Origin of the sequence: Cupriavidus nantongensis, from assembly GCF_041726985.1 — a bacterium.
Lineage (GTDB): Bacteria > Pseudomonadota > Gammaproteobacteria > Burkholderiales > Burkholderiaceae > Cupriavidus > Cupriavidus nantongensis_A.
Window position 1 is genome coordinate 1,270,872 of record NZ_CP168303.1, and the last position, 18,476, is coordinate 1,289,347.

Annotated in this window: 29 protein-coding genes; 28 read left to right on the plus strand and 1 reads right to left on the minus strand. The window is 65.0% G+C overall.

The window, feature by feature from the left end; genetic code table 11:
- The first annotated feature begins 70 nt into the window (after positions 1–70).
- The 26 genes from ACEI37_RS17120 to ACEI37_RS17245 all read left to right on the plus strand — a co-directional run bounded on the left by ACEI37_RS17120 (position 71) and on the right by ACEI37_RS17245 (position 17,128).
- Entirely contained in the window at positions 71–490 is a 420-nt protein-coding gene (locus ACEI37_RS17120) for a hypothetical protein (RefSeq protein ID WP_373379878.1), read from the plus strand.
- A complete protein-coding gene (locus tag ACEI37_RS17125; RefSeq protein ID WP_373379879.1) occupies positions 487–621 on the plus strand; it encodes a hypothetical protein in 135 nt (44 codons plus the stop codon). Before ACEI37_RS17120 ends, ACEI37_RS17125 begins: the two co-directional genes overlap by 4 nt.
- 2 nt (positions 622–623) lie before the next feature.
- Positions 624–1,418 (plus strand): hypothetical protein, encoded by a 795-nt coding sequence (locus tag ACEI37_RS17130; protein WP_373379880.1) that lies wholly within the window; start codon positions 624–626, stop codon positions 1,416–1,418.
- Positions 1,415–2,800 carry a replicative DNA helicase gene (dnaB, locus tag ACEI37_RS17135; RefSeq protein WP_373379881.1) on the plus strand — a complete coding sequence of 462 codons (1,386 nt, stop codon included), beginning with the start codon at positions 1,415–1,417 and terminating at the stop codon, positions 2,798–2,800. The genes ACEI37_RS17130 and dnaB overlap by 4 nt, the downstream gene beginning before the upstream one ends.
- Before the next feature lie 7 nt (positions 2,801–2,807).
- Entirely contained in the window at positions 2,808–3,356 is a 549-nt protein-coding gene (locus ACEI37_RS17140) for a hypothetical protein (protein ID WP_373379882.1), read from the plus strand.
- Positions 3,353–3,742, plus strand: a complete 390-nt coding sequence (locus ACEI37_RS17145) for a hypothetical protein (protein ID WP_373379883.1) — start codon at positions 3,353–3,355, stop codon at positions 3,740–3,742. Before ACEI37_RS17140 ends, ACEI37_RS17145 begins: the two co-directional genes overlap by 4 nt.
- Positions 3,743–3,833: 91 nt before the next feature.
- Positions 3,834–4,034: a hypothetical protein gene (locus tag ACEI37_RS17150; protein ID WP_373379884.1), complete on the plus strand. Its 201-nt coding sequence runs from the start codon at positions 3,834–3,836 to the stop codon at positions 4,032–4,034.
- Positions 4,035–4,036: 2 nt separating this feature from the next.
- Positions 4,037–4,459: a recombination protein NinB gene (locus tag ACEI37_RS17155; RefSeq protein ID WP_373379885.1), complete on the plus strand. Its 423-nt coding sequence runs from the start codon at positions 4,037–4,039 to the stop codon at positions 4,457–4,459.
- The gene (locus tag ACEI37_RS17160; RefSeq protein WP_373379886.1) at positions 4,456–5,433 is read left to right on the plus strand and encodes a phage Gp37/Gp68 family protein; all 978 of its coding nucleotides are present in this window, start codon (positions 4,456–4,458) and stop codon (positions 5,431–5,433) included. Before ACEI37_RS17155 ends, ACEI37_RS17160 begins: the two co-directional genes overlap by 4 nt.
- Positions 5,430–5,870, plus strand: a complete 441-nt coding sequence (locus ACEI37_RS17165; RefSeq protein WP_373379887.1) for an XF1762 family protein — start codon at positions 5,430–5,432, stop codon at positions 5,868–5,870. The genes ACEI37_RS17160 and ACEI37_RS17165 overlap by 4 nt, the downstream gene beginning before the upstream one ends.
- Positions 5,867–6,067: a hypothetical protein gene (locus ACEI37_RS17170; RefSeq protein WP_373379888.1), complete on the plus strand. Its 201-nt coding sequence runs from the start codon at positions 5,867–5,869 to the stop codon at positions 6,065–6,067. The genes ACEI37_RS17165 and ACEI37_RS17170 overlap by 4 nt, the downstream gene beginning before the upstream one ends.
- 1 nt (position 6,068) lies before the next feature.
- A complete protein-coding gene (locus tag ACEI37_RS17175) occupies positions 6,069–6,521 on the plus strand; it encodes a phage protein NinX family protein (RefSeq protein WP_373379889.1) in 453 nt (150 codons plus the stop codon).
- Between the two features lie 4 nt (positions 6,522–6,525).
- Complete coding sequence (locus tag ACEI37_RS17180; protein ID WP_373379890.1) at positions 6,526–7,137, plus strand: hypothetical protein; 612 nt, start codon at positions 6,526–6,528, stop codon at positions 7,135–7,137.
- A gap of 157 nt (positions 7,138–7,294) precedes the next feature.
- Entirely contained in the window at positions 7,295–7,801 is a 507-nt protein-coding gene (locus tag ACEI37_RS17185) for a hypothetical protein (RefSeq protein WP_373379891.1), read from the plus strand.
- A gap of 245 nt (positions 7,802–8,046) precedes the next feature.
- Complete coding sequence (locus ACEI37_RS17190; protein ID WP_373379892.1) at positions 8,047–8,502, plus strand: terminase; 456 nt, start codon at positions 8,047–8,049, stop codon at positions 8,500–8,502.
- On the plus strand, positions 8,502–9,776 hold the full coding sequence (locus ACEI37_RS17195; RefSeq protein WP_373379893.1) for a terminase large subunit domain-containing protein: 1,275 nt from the start codon (positions 8,502–8,504) through the stop codon (positions 9,774–9,776). Before ACEI37_RS17190 ends, ACEI37_RS17195 begins: the two co-directional genes overlap by 1 nt.
- A 12-nt stretch (positions 9,777–9,788) precedes the next feature.
- Positions 9,789–11,174, plus strand: a complete 1,386-nt coding sequence (locus tag ACEI37_RS17200; RefSeq protein WP_373379894.1) for a DUF4055 domain-containing protein — start codon at positions 9,789–9,791, stop codon at positions 11,172–11,174.
- 3 nt (positions 11,175–11,177) lie between these two features.
- A complete protein-coding gene (locus ACEI37_RS17205) occupies positions 11,178–12,251 on the plus strand; it encodes a hypothetical protein (RefSeq protein WP_373379895.1) in 1,074 nt (357 codons plus the stop codon).
- A gap of 57 nt (positions 12,252–12,308) precedes the next feature.
- Positions 12,309–12,803: a hypothetical protein gene (locus ACEI37_RS17210; protein WP_373379896.1), complete on the plus strand. Its 495-nt coding sequence runs from the start codon at positions 12,309–12,311 to the stop codon at positions 12,801–12,803.
- A gap of 177 nt (positions 12,804–12,980) precedes the next feature.
- Positions 12,981–13,763 (plus strand): DUF6651 domain-containing protein, encoded by a 783-nt coding sequence (locus ACEI37_RS17215; RefSeq protein ID WP_373379897.1) that lies wholly within the window; start codon positions 12,981–12,983, stop codon positions 13,761–13,763.
- 62 nt (positions 13,764–13,825) lie between these two features.
- Entirely contained in the window at positions 13,826–15,133 is a 1,308-nt protein-coding gene (locus ACEI37_RS17220; protein ID WP_373379898.1) for a P22 coat - protein 5 family protein, read from the plus strand.
- Positions 15,134–15,181: 48 nt separating this feature from the next.
- A complete protein-coding gene (locus ACEI37_RS17225) occupies positions 15,182–15,592 on the plus strand; it encodes a HeH/LEM domain-containing protein (RefSeq protein ID WP_373379899.1) in 411 nt (136 codons plus the stop codon).
- 6 nt (positions 15,593–15,598) lie between these two features.
- Positions 15,599–16,093, plus strand: coding sequence for a DnaT-like ssDNA-binding protein (locus ACEI37_RS17230; protein WP_373379900.1), 495 nt, complete (start codon positions 15,599–15,601; stop codon positions 16,091–16,093).
- Entirely contained in the window at positions 16,090–16,332 is a 243-nt protein-coding gene (locus ACEI37_RS17235; RefSeq protein ID WP_373379901.1) for a hypothetical protein, read from the plus strand. The genes ACEI37_RS17230 and ACEI37_RS17235 overlap by 4 nt, the downstream gene beginning before the upstream one ends.
- Positions 16,329–16,760, plus strand: a complete 432-nt coding sequence (locus ACEI37_RS17240) for a hypothetical protein (RefSeq protein WP_373379902.1) — start codon at positions 16,329–16,331, stop codon at positions 16,758–16,760. The genes ACEI37_RS17235 and ACEI37_RS17240 overlap by 4 nt, the downstream gene beginning before the upstream one ends.
- Positions 16,757–17,128, plus strand: a complete 372-nt coding sequence (locus ACEI37_RS17245; protein WP_373379903.1) for a hypothetical protein — start codon at positions 16,757–16,759, stop codon at positions 17,126–17,128. Before ACEI37_RS17240 ends, ACEI37_RS17245 begins: the two co-directional genes overlap by 4 nt.
- 6 nt (positions 17,129–17,134) lie before the next feature.
- Here the strand turns inward: ACEI37_RS17245 and ACEI37_RS17250 are convergent, their stop codons facing one another.
- Positions 17,135–17,524, minus strand: a complete 390-nt coding sequence (locus tag ACEI37_RS17250) for a hypothetical protein (protein WP_373379904.1) — start codon at positions 17,522–17,524, stop codon at positions 17,135–17,137.
- A 92-nt stretch (positions 17,525–17,616) separates the two neighbouring features.
- On the opposite strand from ACEI37_RS17250, the gene ACEI37_RS17255 reads away from it, so the two are divergent.
- On the plus strand, positions 17,617–18,024 hold the full coding sequence (locus ACEI37_RS17255; RefSeq protein WP_373379905.1) for an HK97 gp10 family phage protein: 408 nt from the start codon (positions 17,617–17,619) through the stop codon (positions 18,022–18,024).
- Positions 18,021–18,419 carry a DUF4128 domain-containing protein gene (locus ACEI37_RS17260; RefSeq protein WP_373379906.1) on the plus strand — a complete coding sequence of 133 codons (399 nt, stop codon included), beginning with the start codon at positions 18,021–18,023 and terminating at the stop codon, positions 18,417–18,419. The genes ACEI37_RS17255 and ACEI37_RS17260 overlap by 4 nt, the downstream gene beginning before the upstream one ends.
- The last annotated feature ends 57 nt before the right edge of the window (positions 18,420–18,476 follow it).

Below are 18,476 nucleotides of genomic sequence, written 5' to 3' on the forward strand. Positions count from 1 at the left end.
CGGTCCATGGTCGCGTGGTGGGCAGTTTAGCGGCATCGCTCTGATGCCTTCTTTTTTACGGGAGACCCAAGTGTCAACTCCAGTGTCAAGTGTTGCCACTCAGACAGAACTGCCGCTGATGTGCCTGATGGAGAAGCCCCGGGCCATTGAGCACGACGTCGTTGCTTCCATTGCCGACGTGCCCGGGCTGATCTGCAAAGCCATCGAACTCAGCAGGTTCAAGTTCCTGGAGAAGACCTATGCGGGCTACCTGGGCCTGTCGGCGTCCCAGTTCTCCAAGATCAAGCACGGACGCGATGGCGCCGGCAAGGTCTGGCATCTGCCCCTGACCGCCATCGCGCGCTTCGAATGCCTGGTCGGCCATACCTTGCTCACGCAGTGGATCACCTATCAGCGGGATCTCATGTACTGCGACGACCTGCGCGAGCTGCATGAGGCGGAGCAGAAGGCCGCGGCGCTGCGCGCGAAGCTGCTCGGGAAGGTGGCATGAGCCAGCTGGAGCAGATCAACGAATTGCTGCACAGGATCACCGTAGCCGAGACCCGCGAGGTCCGCATGGCCCTGTGCTCACAAATTAAGCGGTTGCTTGCCGAGATGCAGGGCACGACCGGGGGAAGGTAGTAATGGCCGGTGACTGGATCAAGATGCGGACGGACCTCTTCACTCATCCGAAAGTCGTCCGCATTGCGTCCGCATTGAAAGCGGACAGACTTCGGACGGTCGGCGGACTCATGTCCGTCTGGTGTCTGTTCGACGCTCACTCAACTGACGGACATCTCGAAGGCTACGACCTCGGGACGGTGGACGAACTGATTGGCTGGCAGGGATTCTCGGCAGCCATGAAAACCGTCGGCTGGCTGGACGAAAACCCGGAAGGCCTTGCCCTGCCTGAGTTTGACAAGCACAACGGCCAATCTGCCAAGCGCCGAGCCCAAGACAGTGACCGCAAACGAGCCGGACGTTTGTCCGCTTCCGATGCGGACAAAAACGGGACCAGAGAAGAGAAGAGGAGAGAAGAGTTAACTACTACTACCCCTAACGGGGTAGTCGTCGACAGCGACTCCGCTGACGACCTTCTCGGCGCCGCCGGGGGCAACAAGCAGCCCAAGGCTGCCTGCCCGCATCAGCAGATCATCGCGCTCTACCACGAGCTTCTGCCTACGTGCCCGACCGTGGGGGAATGGACCGCAGCACGTGCCCAACAGCTGCGCACCCGATGGAACGAAGACCCGAAGCGCCAGAACCTGGACTATTGGCGCCGGTTCTTCGCCTATGTCGGCCAGTCGGCATTCCTGACCGGGCGCGTGCCGTCCCGTGATGGCCGCAAAGCCTTCTGCGCCGATCTCGAATGGATTTGCAAGCTCGCGAACTTCACGAAGATCCGTGAAGGCAAGTACCACGAGGAGGCCACGGCATGAACGCCCCTGACGATTTCCCGCAGGCCCGCGCGCTGTTCAGCGTCGAGGCAGAGCAGGCAGTGCTGGGCGGCCTGCTGCTCGACAACAACGCCGTGGACCGCATCAACGGCCTGGAGCCGGCGCACTTCTACCGGGACGACCATCGCGAGGTCTACAGCGCGATCTACCGCCTGGTAGTGGCCAACCGTCCGGCCGACGTTGTGACCGTGTTTGAGGTGCTGCAGTCGCAGGGCAAGGCCGAGCGCTGCGGCGGGCTGGGCTACCTGACCGAGCTGGCGCACCGAACGCCCAGCGCTGCGAACATCGCCCGCTACGCCGAGATCGTGCGCGACCGCGCCATGCTGCGCGAGACCGCGGCCGCGGCGCGCAAGGTGCTCGAGCTTGTCGAGACGCCGAGCCCGATGAAGGGCACCGATATCCTGGACCGTGCCCAGGCGCTGCTGGCCGGGCTGGCGCAGCTCGGCGTTCGCCGCGAGCCGAAGTTCCTCGCTGAGCTGATGACCGAGTTCGTCGAAACGGTCGACCAGCGCTACCACGGCACCACCGAGACAGCCATCCCGACCGGCATTGCGTCGCTGGACAAGGCGCTGAACGGTGGGCTGCGTCGAGGCAACCTGGTGATCGTGGCCGGACGTCCGTCGATGGGCAAGACGGCGCTGACGACCGACATCGGCCTGAACATGGCCACCACCTACGGCGTGTTGCTGCTGTCGATGGAGATGTCGGACCAGGAGATCGTCGCGCGCGCGGCGGCGAGCCGCGGGAGCATCCGGCTGTCGTCGCTGTTGAACCGGATGGAGGACACCGACTGGCCGCGCCTCACGTACGCCGTGCAGCAGGTCGCCGATCTCTCGTTTGCGGTGGACGACTCGCCGGCCCTGACGCTGCTCGAGGTGCGCATGAAGGCCAAAGCCCACCAGCGCAAGTTCGGCCTGGACGTCCTGATCGTCGACTACCTCGGGCTGATGACTGGCGGCGAGGAAAAGATGCGCACGCAGCAGATCGGCGCGTACTCGCGGGGGCTGAAGGCGCTGGCCAAGGAGCTGAACGTCCCGGTGGTGGCGCTGGCCCAGCTCAGCCGCAAGAACGAGGACCGCCCGGACAAGAAGCCGATCCTCTCCGACCTGCGCGACTCGGGCGACATCGAGCAGGACGCCGACGTCGTCATGTTCGTGCACCGCCCGGAGATGTACGACCCGAATAACGCCGACCTGAAGGGCTACGCCGAGGTGCTGATCCGCAAGCAGCGCAATGGCGCGCTCAGCGACGTGCCGCTGCTGTACCGCGGCGCGGTGACGAAGTTCGACGAATGGACGGGCCCGCTGCCGATGCTGTCGACCGGCCCGGCAGTGCGCAAGCGCGGCATCGCCGCGGATCTGTGAGGAACCGATGACCGACTTCTTCGAAACCGTGACTGCGACGGAAGAGCCTGATTCGCAAGGGAAAGGCCCCGCAGCGTTGGGTACGCCGGCCTGCAACCTGAACATCCTGGCCATCGACATCGGGACCACCACCGGCTGGGCGCTCGGCATGCGCGATGGCGCGGTGCACAGCGGCAGCGAATCGTTCGCGCCGCGCCGCAATGATGGGCCCGGCCAGCGCTGGCTGAAGTTCGCCGCCTGGCTGGGCGAGCGCTCGCGGCAGGCCGGCGAGATCCACGCCGTCTACTACGAGCTGGTGCTGCGCCACACCGCGGTGCAGGCAGCCCACGTCTACGGCGGCTTCGAGGCGCACCTGCAGGCCTGGGCTGACCGCAACCGTATCCGCCTGGTCGGCGTGCCCGTGCCGGTCATCAAGAAGGCCGCGACGGGGAAGGGCAACGCTGACAAGAACGCCATGATGGCCGCCATGCGCGCGCGCGGCTATCGGGTGGTCGACGACAACCACGCGGACGCGCTGGCGCTGCTGGAGCATGCGTGCGTGAAGGAGGCAGCATGAACCCGACCCAGGAGAAGCCGACGCTGGGCGAAGCTCTGCAGGCCGCATTCCTTGCGGGCGAGCAGGTCGTGGCCGGGCGGTTTGCAAGCCGCCACGGCTTTACCCGCCAGGGCGTCGCCAGCGCATTGCGCACGATGGAAAAGCACGGGCTGGTGCACAGCGAGCACATCGAGCGCGGCGGCAGCCCCATCGTGGTCTACAGCTGCGTCAACCGTGCCGGCATGGCAGCGCGCAAGGTGGTGAAGCCCCAGTTCAACCCCATGGCGCAGTTCGCCCGCATGGCGCAGGACTTCAGCGCCTTGCTGGATGTCTGGGGCATTCACCCCGCCGACATCCCGCTGCCGACGACACGGCATTTCATTCAAGACCCGGAGGTATCGCTATGAACTGGAACGGCTACTGCTGCTATTGCGGCGCCTTCGGGCACCGCGCGGACAACTGCCGCTGGAATCGCGGCGTACGACTGGCGAGGCCACTATGAGCAACGGCCACGGCACTTGCTTGAAGTGCCGGCGCGATGTCCAGGTGTTTGGCTCGCGCTGGTGCAAGCACTGCTACTACCCCGGCATAGACGACACATATCAGCGGTACCGCGACATGATCGAGGAGGGGTACACGCGCTACCAGGCGAAAGTGATGTCCGGCTGGGGCGACCCGGACGAGGCGAGGGAGGACTGAGCATGGCAGCGCTCTACAAGGAGTTCACGCTGAAGAGCCCGGGCATCTGGCCCTTCATCGTCTCGTTCGTCAAGGCCAACGCCAAGGCGTGCGCCGACAAGGGCCAGCCGCTGCGCATCATCGTCACGGCCGACGAGCGCCGGCGCACGCGTGAGCAGAACGCCTTCTACTTCGGCGTGGTGCTGCGCGACATCGGCGAGCAGGCGTGGGTCGACGGCCAGCAGTTCAGCCCGGCGGCCTGGCACGAGCACCTGGCCGAGCTGTTCGCCCCGCGCGAGGAAATGCGGCTGCCCGACGGGAAGCTGCACAGCCGGCGCAAGTCGACGTCGGAGTTCACGGTGGGGGAGTTCAGCGAGTACCTGGCCAAGGTCCAGGCGCACGCGGCCAACGAGTTCGGAGTTTCATTTGACGGGGTGCACGCATGAGCGCGAACAGCAAGATCGAGTGGACGGACCACACCTTCAATCCGTGGGAGGGCTGCCAGAAGGTCGGGCCCGGCTGCGACCACTGCTACGCCGAGACGCGGAATGCCCGCTTCGGTGGCGGCGTGGCCGTCAACTGGGGCCCGGGCGCGCCGCGGCGCCGGACAAGCGCTGCCAACTGGCGCAAGCCGCTGGCCTGGAACTCAAACCATGACGCCTTCTTTGCAGAGCATGGCCGCAGGCAACGCGTGTTCTGCGCGTCGCTGGCGGACGTGTTCGACAACGCGGTCAGCGTCCAATGGCGATACGACCTGCTGCGCTTGATCATGGACACGCCCAATCTGGACTGGCTTCTGCTGACCAAGCGGATCGGCAATGCCGCTGGGATGCTGGAGCAGGCAATGCGCGCGCTCACGATCCAGCGCGAGGGATGGGCGGACAACTACCTGCCCAACGTCTGGATCGGCGCGACTATCGTCAACCAGGCCGAGGCCGACCGCGACATTCCGAAGCTGCTGGCGGTGCCGGCGCGCGTGCGGTTCCTGAGCATGGAGCCGCTGCTCGGGCCGGTGGAATTCTCGAATGTCAGCCGACGCTCGGACGCGGTAAGGGTGATGGGCCAGCGCGCGCTCGGCGGAATCGACTGGGTGATCGTCGGCGGCGAGAGCGGCCCAGGCGCGCGGCCGATGCACCCGGACTGGGCCCGCAGCCTGCGCGACCAGTGCGCCGCGGCCGGCGTGCCGTTCTTGTTTAAGCAGCACGGGGAGTGGGCGCCCGGTGCGGGCGACTTCGGCGCCGGCCGCTTTGAGACGGCTGCGGTGGCGCACGACGGCCGCGTCGCTGCGGGCGGTTTCGATGCTGGTGCATACCCGGCAGGCGCTGCCGCTTCAGACGGATGGGCCATGGTTCACCGGGCCGGCAAGAGGGCCGCCGGCCGTCTGCTCGACGGCATGCAGCACGATGGGTTTCCGGTATGACGCTGCGAATCGTACCGATCAGCTTCGCGGAGGCCAATGCATTCGTGCGCCAGCACCACCGCCACCATCGGCCGCCCGTCGGCTGCAAGTTCTGCGTCGCGGTGGCGGCTGGCGGGCTCGTGGTGGGAGTGGCGCAAGTGGGCCGGCCAGTAGCCCGAGCCCTGGATGACGGGTGGACGCTGGAGGTGAACAGGCTTTGCACCGACGGACACCGAAATGCATGCTCGATGCTTTACGCCGCAGCATGGCGAGCGGCGCGGGCGCTGGGCTTCCGAAAGCTGATCACCTACACGCTGCAGGAGGAGGGTGGGGCTTCGCTCCGAGCTGCAGGGTGGCGCGTGGTCGGAGAGTCGGCCGGCGGCAGTTGGGATTGTCCGAGCCGGCCCCGCGTCGACACCCATCCGCTGCAGGGAAAGCTACGCTGGGAGGCCGCATGACGCTCCCAGCCTACATGTTCCGCGACCCGGCGGTGGTCTATGAGCAGACCGAGGCCCGCAGCTGCAAGGGCTGCCGCTGGGAGAAGTCGGCCCGCCTGATGGGCACCACGCACACTGTCTGCACCAAGCTGCTGCCGGGCGGCAAGCGGCGCCAGCACGGCCGGCGCTGCCAAAGTTTCAATGACGGGGAGAAGTGAAATGAAGGTATCTGAATTGGAAGGCGCATTGCTGGATCTCTGGGTGGCGATTGCGGAGGGCGAACGGCAAGCCCCAGAGCATCTGGCACCGGATCCTGACACCGGCCGCTACTGGATGCAGCAGGGCAGCTATGGCAGCGTGAAGGAATGCCCGCGCTACTCGAGCGACTGGGCAGCGGGCGGGCCGATCATCGAGCGCGATGAAATCTTCCTGAATCCGCCCGGTGCGGTCCACTACAACGGTGGCCCGAACAACGGCTGGAAGGTCTACGGACACTGGCGCGCCACGGTCTCGGCATCCACTCGCACGCTGCCGCCGCGGAACGAAATTCAGGAAGCGCTCAACGTTCGACCGGTCGGGCGCGGTGCTGGCGCGACGGTACTGGTCGCTGCCATGCGCGCGAAGGTGGCGAGCCACTACGGCGAAGAAGTCCCGGAGGTGGCCCATGGATAAGCCGATGTTCGCAGACGTCTCGCACGCCCTGCACGTGTCCTACCTGGTGCTGTCGCTGCCGCCGCGGCAGAAGGCGCCGTTCCGCAACATGCTGATCCAGCTGCTGGAGGCGATCGACGAGCCGACGGCCGCGCAGGAGAAGTGGCTGGCCGAGCTGCGCGGGCCGGCGGGGGAGTTCGATCCCGACCGGCTGACCATGGACGAATACCGGGCCCAGTACGCCATGATCACCGACGCGGCCAAGACCAGGCTGCCGAGCCCAGAGTACGCCGCGGTGCTGGCGCGCTACGGTCACGGGCAGGAGAAGCTGGCCGGCTGCAAGCGCCTGGCGCTGTATGCGCGCCGGTCGTGCGGCATCACCGCCGGCACGCTGCTGCTGGACCTGACGGCCCGGCACTACCTGCCGAAGCAGCTGCGCAGGGATCTGACGTTCCGGGCGCTGGCCGACAAGCACAAGGCCGACCAGACGCGGGTGTTCCGCGCGGCGAAGTGGATGGAGGCGAATTTCCGCGCGCTGGAGAACCTGGCGCTGGAGCGGTTGGAGCCGTCGTTCGTGGCCCACGGGTTGGTGCCGGACCGTACAGCGTGCGATTCGGCGGAATCCGTTGCAGCGTAAGGGATGGCGGTAGAAAAGGACTTGCGTTTTTGAAACAAGCGGTATAGATTTCTCCCAGACTCGCAGCAATAGCGCCCAAGGCCCCCTCTACAGGGGGCCTTGTCATTTCCGCGATCCTTGGCATGATTTATCCGCCATTACAGCCAAGGAGATTTCAATGGAAAGTCAGGCAATCACAAGCTACATGGAGATTGGTCGGCAGATCGACAATTGCGCTTCCATGCTCATCGACTGCCTGCTGGAACGCGGCATATTCAAGAGCGACGCAGAGGGCCGCTCATCGACCGTATCTGCTGAAGCAATCGACGGCGAGCAATATTCACTGACCGTCGATGCCCATCATGTCCGGCTTGTAGGCAACACACGGCATGTCTTCTACAAGGATCAATTTGGCTCCCAGCACCTTATTGGCGCCATCGAGTTCCGTGTACAGGGCATTAGTGGTGAGCTGGAAAAAGACCCTCTGCTGAGGGTGTACGTCGACGATCAGGGCGGTTGCGGTTGGCGGAAGGTGGGCGAGGTCCATCGCACTATTCCGACCAATCAGAGTTTCGCTGCCGCGATGCGCGCTGCTATCTTTCAGGAGCTTGCCGGGCGGGTATTGGAACGCTTGAAACAGCAGCCTCTCTCTGATCAGGCGATAGGATTTATGGATCTGGGTTGAAATCTAGATCGTCAACAGAAGCCCGCTTGGCAAACGCCTCGCGGGCTTTTTTCTTTTCGGTCTCGAGCAGTCGAGCCACCCCCGGCCGGCGGTGGGGCAAAACACCGGCAGCTGCTGACGCGGTGACAAGCCGGTCTCCTTCCTGCGGCGCGGCAACGCAGGTCTTTTTAGGCGGTGGGCAGCAGCACCCCAACATTCATGCACCGGAGTCGATGCCTTGGCGCCGCCTCCTGCGGACTTTCCCTATGGCACGGCCATCCACCTACAAACCTGAGTTCGCCGAGCAGGCCCGCAAGCTCTGCCTGATGGGCTGGACGGACAAGGATCTGGCCAAGTTCTTCGAGGTCACGGAGCGGACGATCAACCGGTGGAAGATCGACTACCCCGAGTTTTGTCAGTCTCTTACACGCGGGAAGGTCATGGCCGACGCCGAGGTTGCCGCCGGGATGTACGAGCGGGCCCGTGGCTTCCGCCATCCTGACGTGCAGGTCCTGGTGGTGGGCGGGAAAGTCCGGAAGGTGAAGGTCGAGAAGATCTACCCGCCGGACGTGCGCGCCGGCGAAGTCTGGCTGCGCAACCGCCAGCCGGCGCTGTGGCGCCGCGATCCCGATCCGAAGGACGCCGACGAGGCGCCGCAGCCGGTGCGGGTGGTGGTGGAGGTGAAGGATGCCAGTCGCCCGGAGCCAGGCGAGGAGACCTGATGCCGTCCCTGAATACGCCCCAGGCGCAGTTCCTGGCCCTGCCGCACAAGTTCAAGGCGTTCGTCGCCGGCTTTGGCTCTGGCAAGACCTGGGTGGGCTCGTCTGGCCTGTGTCAGCACGCCTGGGAGTTCCCGCGCATCAATGCCGGCTACTTCGCGCCGACCTATGGCCAGATTCGGGACATCTTCTACCCGACGATCGAGGAAGTGGCTTCCGACTGGGGCCTGATCGCAAAGGTGAACACCTCCAACCGCGAGGTGCACATTTACAGCGGCCGCCAGTACCGCACGACCATCATCTGCCGGTCGATGGACGACCCGGGCAAGATCGTCGGCTTCAAGATCGGCAAAGCGCTGGTCGACGAGCTCGACGTCATGCGCAAGATCGAGGCGCAGACGGCTTGGCGCAAGATCATCGCGCGGATGCGCCAGGTGGCGCCCGGCCTGCTGAACGGCATCGACGTCACGACGACGCCGGAGGGCTTCAAGTTCGTCTACGAGCAGTTCGTCAAGGCGGTGCGGGAGAAGCCGGAGCTGGCCAGCTTATACGGCCTGGTGCAGGCCAGCACGTACCAGAACGCCAAGAACCTCCCGGATGACTACATCGACTCGCTGCGCGCGAGCTACCCGCCTCAGCTGATCGCGGCGTACCTGCGCGGCCTGTTCGTGAACCTGACCAGCGGCTCGGTCTATCCGAACTTCGACCGCCGGTTGAACCACACCGACGAGGCGATGGAGCCAGGCGAGCCTCTGCACGTCGGCATGGACTTCAACGTGTTGAAGATGGCGGCCGTGGTCTACGTGGTACGGAAGGGCGAGCCGCGCGCGGTGGGTGAACTGACCGACGTGCGGGACACGCCCGCCATGGCGAAGCTGCTGAAAGAGCGGTTCAAGGACAAGGGCCACCATGTGAAGGTCTACCCGGACGCCAGCGGCCAGAACACGAGCAGCAAGAATGCTTCCGAGTCAGATCTGTCGATTCTGAAGGGCGCGGGCTTCCAGATCGAGGTCAACCCGACCAACCCGGCCGTCAAGGACAGGCTCAACTCGGTGAATGCCCTGATCCTGAATGACCAGGGCGAGCGCCGGTTCAAGGTGAATACGCGCCTGTGCCCGGTCTACACGGAGGCGCTGGAGCAGCAGCCCTACGACAAGAACGGCGAGCCGGACAAGTCGACCGGCCACGACCACGTGAACGACGCCGGCGGCTACCCGTTGGTCAAGCTCTGGCCGATCGTCAAGCGCACGGCGAAGGTGACCTCCCTGCGCGCATAACCCGACCACACCATGGCAAAAGAAGTTCGAAAGGAGTCCACGGCCGTCGCGGCGATGAAGATGTCGCTGCCGCTGATCCGGGCGCTGCTGGGCGGCACGGGTGCCATGCGGGCTGCCGGCAAGGATTATCTGCCGCAGTGGCCGAACGAGGAGCAGAAGAGCTACGAGGCGCGCCTGGCCGTCGCCACGCTGTTCCCGGCGTACAGCCGGACAGTGGAAGTGCTCGCCGGCAAGCCGTTCTCCAAGCCGCTGACGCTGGGTGACGACGTGCCGACCCGGATTCAGGAGTGGTGCGAGGACATCGACCTGCAGGGCCGGAACCTGCATTCGTTCGCCGCCAACCTGTGCGAGGAGGCGCTCGGCCCGGGGCTGTGCGGCATCCTGGTCGACTTCCCGACTACCGAGGGCCAAGGGCTGCGCACCCAAGCTGCCGAGCAGGCGGCCGGCGTCCGCCCGTACTGGATCGAGGTCAAGCTGGACAATCTGCTCGGCTGGCGATCGAAGCGCGTCAACGGCGTGGACATGCTCACGCAGCTTCGTCTGCTGGAGACGGTCACCGAGGATGACGGCGAGTTCGGCGAGAAGCACGTCGAGCAGGTCCGGGTGCTCACGCCGGGCGCCTGGGCAACGTACCGGAAGGACGAGGGCAGCACCGACAAGGACGATTGGATCCTGCACCTGCAAGGCACCACCACGCTGAAGGTGATCCCGTTCGTCCCGGTCTATGGCAAGCGCAAGGCCTTCATGATCGGCGTGCCGCCGCTGCTGGACCTGGCGCACATGAACGTCGAGCACTGGCAGTCGAAGAGCGACCAGCAGACCATCCTGCACGTCGCTCGGGTGCCGATCCTGTTCGCCAAGTTGCTGGGCAACGAGGTCGAGATCACAGTGGGCGCCAACTCGGCGGTGAAGGCCGAGGACCGCGACGCGGACATGAAGTTCGTCGAGCACGGCGGCCAGGCCATCGAGGCCGGCCGCAAGTCGCTGCTGGATCTGGAAGACCAGATGCGCCAGGCCGGCGCCGAGCTGCTGGTCATCAAGCCGGGCAACATCACCGAGTCGCAGACGCTGGCCGACAACGAGCAGGGCGCCTGCGCGCTGCAGCGGATTGCCGGTGACCTCGAGGACGCGATCGACGCCGCGCTGCAGTTCACCGCCGAGTGGGTGGGCGAGGCCGAGGGCGGCCACGTCACCGTGTTCAAGGACTTCGGCGCCGCCACGCTGGCCGAGGCCTCCGCCGACCTGCTGCAGAAAATGAACGTGGCCGGCACGCTGTCCGACGAGACGCTGTTCGAGGAAATGCAGCGCCGCGGAATGATCCGTCCGGACTTGAAGTGGGAGGACGAGCAGATCCGGCTTGGCACGCCTACCCCGGGCCGGGCGCCCATGACCGCGTAAGCCATGAAGAACCTGTCGGACATCCTTGCCGCGCTCGCCGTCGAGCGTCAGCTGGACCTGAACCGGGTGCTCGGGCACGAGGCCAACCTAGTGCTGACGGTCATGGAATCGCTGCTCGACGACGTCGAGGCGAAGATCGGTGCGCGGCCGCTGACCGAGTATCAGAAGGCGCGGCTGAATCAGCTGCTGTCCGACGTCCGCGATCTGGTGATCGACCGGTACGAGTCGCTGCAGGGCAACCTGTTCGACGACCTGAAGGATCTGGCGCAGCAGGAAGCTAGGTGGGTGCTGTCGAGCACCAACGGCACCGTCGGCGTCGATCTGATGCGCGCGCTGGCGCCGACCTCGACGCTGAAAGCGTTGGTCGACACAGGCCTGTTCCAAGGCGCGCCGCTGGGCGACTGGCTGGACCGGCAGGCCGCTGATACCGCGTTCCGGTTCGCCAACGAGATCCGGCTGGGCGTGGCGGCTGGCGAGACCAACGCCAACATCGTGCAGCGCATCGGCGGCTCGACGCGCAAGGGCCTGACCGGCGTGATCGAGACGAGCCGCCGCAATGCGGATGCCCTGGTGCGCACCGCGGTGCAGACAGTCAGCACCCGGGCGCGCAACCTGACGTGGCAGGCCAATGACGACATCGTCAAGGGCAAACAGCAGGTCAGCACGCTGGACGGCCGCACGACCGATACCTGCATCGCCTACGCCGGCGCGTCGTGGAACCTGGAGAACAAGCCGATCAACGGCACGAAGCTGCCCTACAACGGCGGCGTGCCCCGGCATTGGGGCTGCCGGAGCACCGAGATCCCGATTCTGAAGACGTACCGGGAATTGGGGCTGGATGCCGACGAGTTCACGCCCACCACGCGCGCCAGTATGGACGGCCAGGTCGCGGCTGACCTGACGTTCGCTGACTTCCTGTCCGACAAGAGCACCGCCTTCCAGAACGAGGTGCTGGGCAAGGGCAGGGCGGCGCTGTGGCGCGAGGGAAAGATCACGCTGCAGCAGCTGCTGGACCAGCGCGGCAACCCGCTGACGCTCGATCAGCTACGAGCGAAGTACGACCAAAGTAGGGAGTAGCTCAAGGTTCTAAGCAATAGCGCCGATAGTGGCTTCTTGAATAGGAGCCATGCCACTATGAAATCCACGGTTGGAAAGCTTGCAATTGCGACTTTGGCTGCGCTGGCCTCTGCCAACACTGCTAGAGCTGACGAAGTACGGAATCTCCTGGGCGGTTATGAGATTCGGAAGAACGGCACGCCCATTTCTGGTTACAGCTGGGCCATGGTTCCCAGAGTCGGTCAAACTTCGACTGCCGGCTCCACGGATCGAGTGGGTGTTGCGAAGGCATGTGGCGAGAGCTTGTCCTCGGTCCAACTGTTCGCCGGGCGTACCGTAACGCTGAAGCTGGTTTCCTTCGACCGAGGAAGCGCCAAATTACTGGCGGATGTAGCGATTGGTGAGATCACCGGCGAGGGAACGTATCCCATGGATGGCTGCACGGCAACCGGTCCGATAGTCAAGCAGATCCGGAAGCAAGTGCTTTTTAACGTGGTGGATGGTGGTAAGCAGGAGCTTCCACTGGAAGGTGGCTACACCCTCGTGGTGGGCTACAAATTGCATGTGCACTGAAGGCGTCGTGCCTCTCTACTAGGACCAACTACCCGGGCGCTGGCAAAAGCGCCCGCTTCATTTGAGGCCTCGGTTGAACCCGAGGCCTTTTTTCTTGCCCAGCGCGGTGGATGCCGCCGGGCGCATCGCGGCGGATGCCGCACCAGCATGCGGGCGGATGCCCCAAGGAAAGTCACCATGCCATTCAAGTACGACGAAGCCGGCAACATCGTTCTCCAGGAAGTCAGCGGCAAGAAACTGCCCGTGTTCATCGGCGCCGACGGCAAAGAAGCGCCGTTCGATGGCGACAGCACAGTTGCGACCATCTCCCGTCTCAACGGCGAGGCCAAGAGCCACCGCGAGCGGGCAGAGAGTGCCGAGGCTACCCTGAAGACCTTCGAAGGCATCACCGACCCGGCAGCGGCCATCAAGGCGCTGACGACGGTGAAGAACCTGGACGACAAGAAGCTGGTGGATGCCGGCGAAGTCGAAAAGGTGAAGGCCGAGGCGATCAAGTCGGTGGAGGAGAAGTACGCCCCTGTCGTGAAGAAGGCCGAAGACCTTGAGGCGCAGCTGAACTCCCACCTGGTCGGTGGCGCGTTCTCGCGCTCCAAGTTCATCGCCGAGAAATTTGCCGCTGAAGGCCCGGCCGGCGTGGAGATCGCGCAAGCGCTCTTCCACAACCGGTTCAAGGTCGAGGATGGCAAGGTCGTGGCCTACGACGCAGCAGGCGGCAAGATCTACTCGCGCACGCGACACGGCGAACTGGCCGATGCCGAGGAAGCGATCGAGATCATGGTCGACGCGTATCCGCACAAGGCGCACATCCTGAAGGGATCGGGCGCTTCCGGTGGCGGTGCGCAAGGCGGCGGTGGTGGCACCGGTGGCAAGAAGACGATCACGCGTGCGCAGTTCACGCAGCTCAGCCCGTCGGATCAGGCTGCCGCTGCTCGGGACGCAAACACGGTGATCACCGACTAGGCAATCTGCCAAGCAATCCTCGGGCCGCACATCGCGGCCTTTTCCTTTTTGAGGGTCAAATCATGAAGAGCACTTTCTCCAAGCTGCGCCTGATGGCGCTGGCGGTGGTGTCGTTCGTCGTCGCCCTGTACCCGGTGGCGACCGTGGCCAAGGTCGCGTCCCGCCTGTTCGAGCTGATGGAAGACGCGGTAACGCGGCCGCCGCAGCGTGGCATGATCGCCGGCGCCAACGTTCTGACGCCGCTGATCCCGACGCTGTACGAGGCGCTGAATGTGGTGTCGCGTGAAATGGTGGGTTTCATCCCCGCCGTGAGCCGCGACAGCAATGCCGAACGTGCCGCGGTGGGCCAGACCGTGCGCGTGCCGCTGGCAGAAGCCGGTGCGCTCGAGGACATCACCCCGGGTGCGACGCCTGCGAACAGCGGTGACACCACGCCTGGCTACGCGGACATCGTGATCTCGAAGTCCAAGGCCGCGCCGATCCGCTGGAACGGCGAAGAGCAGAAAGCTGTGGGCTCGACCGGAACCTACAACAAGATCCTCGCCGACCAGTTCGCCGACGGCATGCGCAAGATCGTCAACGCGATGGAAGTGGATCTTGCCATCGCCGCGAAGCTTGGCGCGTCGCGCGCCTACGGTACCGCCGGCACCACGCCGCTCGGCACCGCTGGCGACCTGTCCGACCTGGCCGGCGTTGCGCGGATCCTGGACGACAACGGCGCGCCCGTCGTCGGTCGCCAGATCGTCTTCAACTCGGCGTCGATCGCGAACCTGCGTGGCAAGCAGTCGGTGCTGTTCAAGGTGAACGAGGCCGGTTCGAGCGACATGCTGCGCAACGGCATGACGGATCTGCTGCAGAACATGGCCGTGCGCTACTCGGCCGGCATTGCGCAGCACGTCAAGGGTACCGGCGCGAGCTACGTGACGTCTGGCGCGACTGCCGTTGGCGTGCGCGACATCGCCCTGGTGACCGGTACCGGCACGGTGCTGGCGGGCGATGTGGTCACTTTCGCGGCCGACGCGAACAACAAGTACGTCGTCGGCACCGGCGTTGCTGCACCGGGCACCATCAGCCTTAACCGTCCTGGCGCGCAGATCGTCATCCCGACCGGCAACGCCCTCACCGTCGGCAACAGCTACACCGGCAACTTCGCCTTCAGCCGCAACGCTCTGGTGCTGGCTTGCCGCGCGCCGGCTGTGCCGGAGGGTGGTGACTCGGCCGACGACGCCATGATGATCACGGATCCGGTGACTGGCCTCAGCTTCGAGGTGCGCGTGTACCGCCAGTACCGCCAGGTCAAGTTCGAGATCTGCATGGCCTGGGGCACGCAAGCGATCAAGTCGGAGCACATCGCCCTGCTGCTGGGCTGATGCAAAGCCGGGGCCTTCGGGTCCTGGCTCCTGAACTGGAGAATCCACATGTCCGAACTGATTCCGGTCGAACTGGCCGGCGAGTACCTCGAAGTGCATCCGACCACCTTTGCCGCCCACGAGGCGCTGGGTTGGCGCAAATGCGAAAAGCGCGAGGTTGAGCAACCATCGCCCACGCGTGCCGATCTCGAAGAAGCCCTGAGCCGGCTGCCCGACGACTACAACGATCCAGATTTCGTGGTGAACGGTATGCGTCGGCACTTCGGCGACGTGTTCACCGATGCCGACAAGGCGCGCGTGCGCGAACTGGTCAAGCCGGCGGACAAGAAGCCGTCGGACGGCCTGACCGTCGACGAGCTGAAAGCTGCCCTGACCGAGAAAGGCATCCAGTTCCAGAGCACCGCGCTGAAGGCTGACCTGCAGGCGCTGCTGGATGGCACGACCCAACCAACCGAGTAACGGCACATGACCATCGACACCAATCCTGGCAGCCCGACGGCCGACAGCTACGTGTCGGTGGCCGAAGCCGACGCCTACTGGTCGAAGCGGCCTGGCAGTGCCTGGGGCGCTGCCGCCGAAGCCGCGCGCGAAGGCGCGCTGGTCCGCGCGACGGGCTACGTCGACGCGACTTATGACTGGCGCGGAACGCGCGCAACCGCGGTGCAGGCGCTGGACTGGCCCCGCTATGACGTCGTGTTGGACGGCTACCCGCTGGATGGCACCACGATCCCGGCCCGGGTGAAGGACGCCGTCTGCGAGATGGCGCTGAAGGCGCTGGCCGGTGACATCTCCGCCGACGTCTCGCCGCAGCAGGTGGTCGAGCAGACCGTCGGGCCAATCACCCGCAAGTTCGCGCCGAACGAGCGCAACGGCGGGCAGAAGCAGTACCCCTACGTTGATTCCCTGCTGCGAGGCCTTGTGTCAGGCGGCAGCGGTCAAATCAGGCTGACCCGCGCATGAACAAGATCCAGCACCCGTCCAACAATGACGTACTCGGCGCGCCCGCCGGCTGGAATCAGAGAGAACTGCCCGTCTCGGCGCTACCGATTACGCGCAGGGATGTTGCTGGCCAGCCGGCTGTGGTTTCGTACTGGAAACCGACAGCCGAAGAGCTTGCGGCCCTGAACGCTGGTGCCTCGGTTGCCCTGTGGGTAATCGGACAGAGCATGCCGCCTGTGGCGCTGGAGGTCGACCTTTGAGCGACAACACCTTCATCCACCGCGATGCCTTCAACCTGCTGTGCGGCGACCGCATCGGATACGGCATGAGCCGTTCGGTCTTCTCCAGCCGGCTGCTACCAGATTGTGTGGTCAAGGTCGAGGAAGACGCCGGCCGCTTCCAGAACGTCGTCGAGTGGGAGACCTGGCAGCGCGTGCAGGGTACCGACTTCGAGAAGTGGTTCGCGCCGTGCCGGTGGATCAGCCCGAACGGGTGCGTCCTGGTGATGGCGCGGACCACTCCAGCAGTCGACTTCCCAGAGAAAATGCCGGTCTTCCTGTGCGACTTCAAGCGCACGAACTACGGCCTCTATGATGGCCGCCTGGTCTGCCATGACTATGGCACCAGCCTGATCTTCGAGCACGGCATGTCGAAGCGCATGCGCAAAGCGGAATGGTGGGACGCATGAGCTTCTATGACGAGATGGCCGCGCTGGCCGATGAGCTGCTGCGCGAGTTCGGCAAGGCGCTGACGCTGCGCCGCGTGGTGCAGGGTGCCTACGACCCGGGCAGCGGCACTGCGACAGAGACGGTCACCGATTACCCAGGCACCGGCGCGCTGTTCGACTACGAGACGCTGGGAGCCGGGCAGACCTGGATTCCCAGCACGCTGATCGAGGGGGGCGACAAGCAGTGTCTGCTGTCGCCGGCGGCCATGCCGCTGCCGGCCACTGGCGACCAGCTCGTGGATGGCGCCGAGGTCTGGCAGGTGCAGAACGTTAAGGCGGTCAATCCGGCCGGCACGCCGGTGCTGTACGAGCTGCAGCTTCGCAAATAGGTGGCTTTAAGCAGAGAGCGATGCAAGAAGCGGCTGTGCAAGCCCGGCCAGCGAACTGGCAATGGAGAGTCCGGTCTCAAAGCCCTGAATGTGCTTCCAGAGGCGAGAGCGCTTCACGATTTCGACGCGCTCCTCCGAACCTCGTGCTGGCGTGTTTGCAAGCGCATTGAGAGCATCTCTCAATGCATCTTCCGGCAGAGGTGCGGAAAGCTTGAAGCGCTGCGTCAATTCGGTGTTGAACTGGGCTAGCGGGGCAACGTGGATGATGTTGTCGAAGGTCGCGTTGTCAATGCTGGCCCCTTCAGCGACATCAAGAAACTCCTCGACTCCAATGCCGGATGAATTCCGCACGCTGAGCGTGCCCACTCTGCCCTTGATCTTGAAAGCGGTCGCCACCTGATTCTCCTTGTTGAAGTTGATGCAATGACGAATCTTGCCACTATTCCAAACGGCACCCGTCGTCGATTTGTTGTGAAAGGGGCACATTGATGGCCACCAACGACGAATTCCGTCGCAAGTTCGCCGCGTTCGTTGAGCGCGCCAAAGGCAACCAGGAGCTGGTCGTGCGCAAGGTCTCGCTGGACCTGATGACCAGCCTGGTGATGAAGTCGCCCGTCGACACCGGCCGCTTCCGCGGGAACTGGCAGGTGCAGTACACCCTGACGCCGAGCACGCGCGAGCTTCTGGACAAGTCCGGCGCCGCGGCCATCTCTGCGGCGCGCGCGGGCCTGCAGGGCCTGAACATCGGCGAGACGGCATACCTGGTCAACCATCTGCCGTACGCCATCCCGCTCGAATACGGGCATTCCAGCCAAGCGCCGGGCGGCATGGTGCGTATAACGCTGGGCGAGTTCGACCAGTACCTGACCCGCGCAGTAGGAGCGCTGAAGAAATGAGCAACGACGCTGTCCGCAAGGCGCTGGAGACCCGCCTGAATGCCATGGCGCCGGCGCTGGCCACCGCCTGGCAGAACGTCCAGTTCACCCCGGCCCTCGGCGTCCCATACCAGCGCGCGGACCTGCTGCCCGGTGCGCCCGAGAACCCGGCCTTCGGCGACTACTACCGCGAGGTGGGCGTGTTCCAGGTGTCGCTGATGTACCCGCAGGGCGCCGGGCCGGGCGCGGCGGACGCGCGTGCCAAGGCCGTCCGCGAATGGTTCAGCCGCGGCACCACGCTGGTTGCCGATGGCATCGAGGTGGTGATCCAGCGCACGCCGGCCATTGCCGCCGGGTACGCCGACGGCGACCGCTGGCGGGTGCCCATCAGCATCCAGTACTTCGCCAGCGCCTGACGCCGGCCCGACTCTTCAACGCCTCGCCTTGCGCGGGGCTTTTCTTTTTGGAGCAAG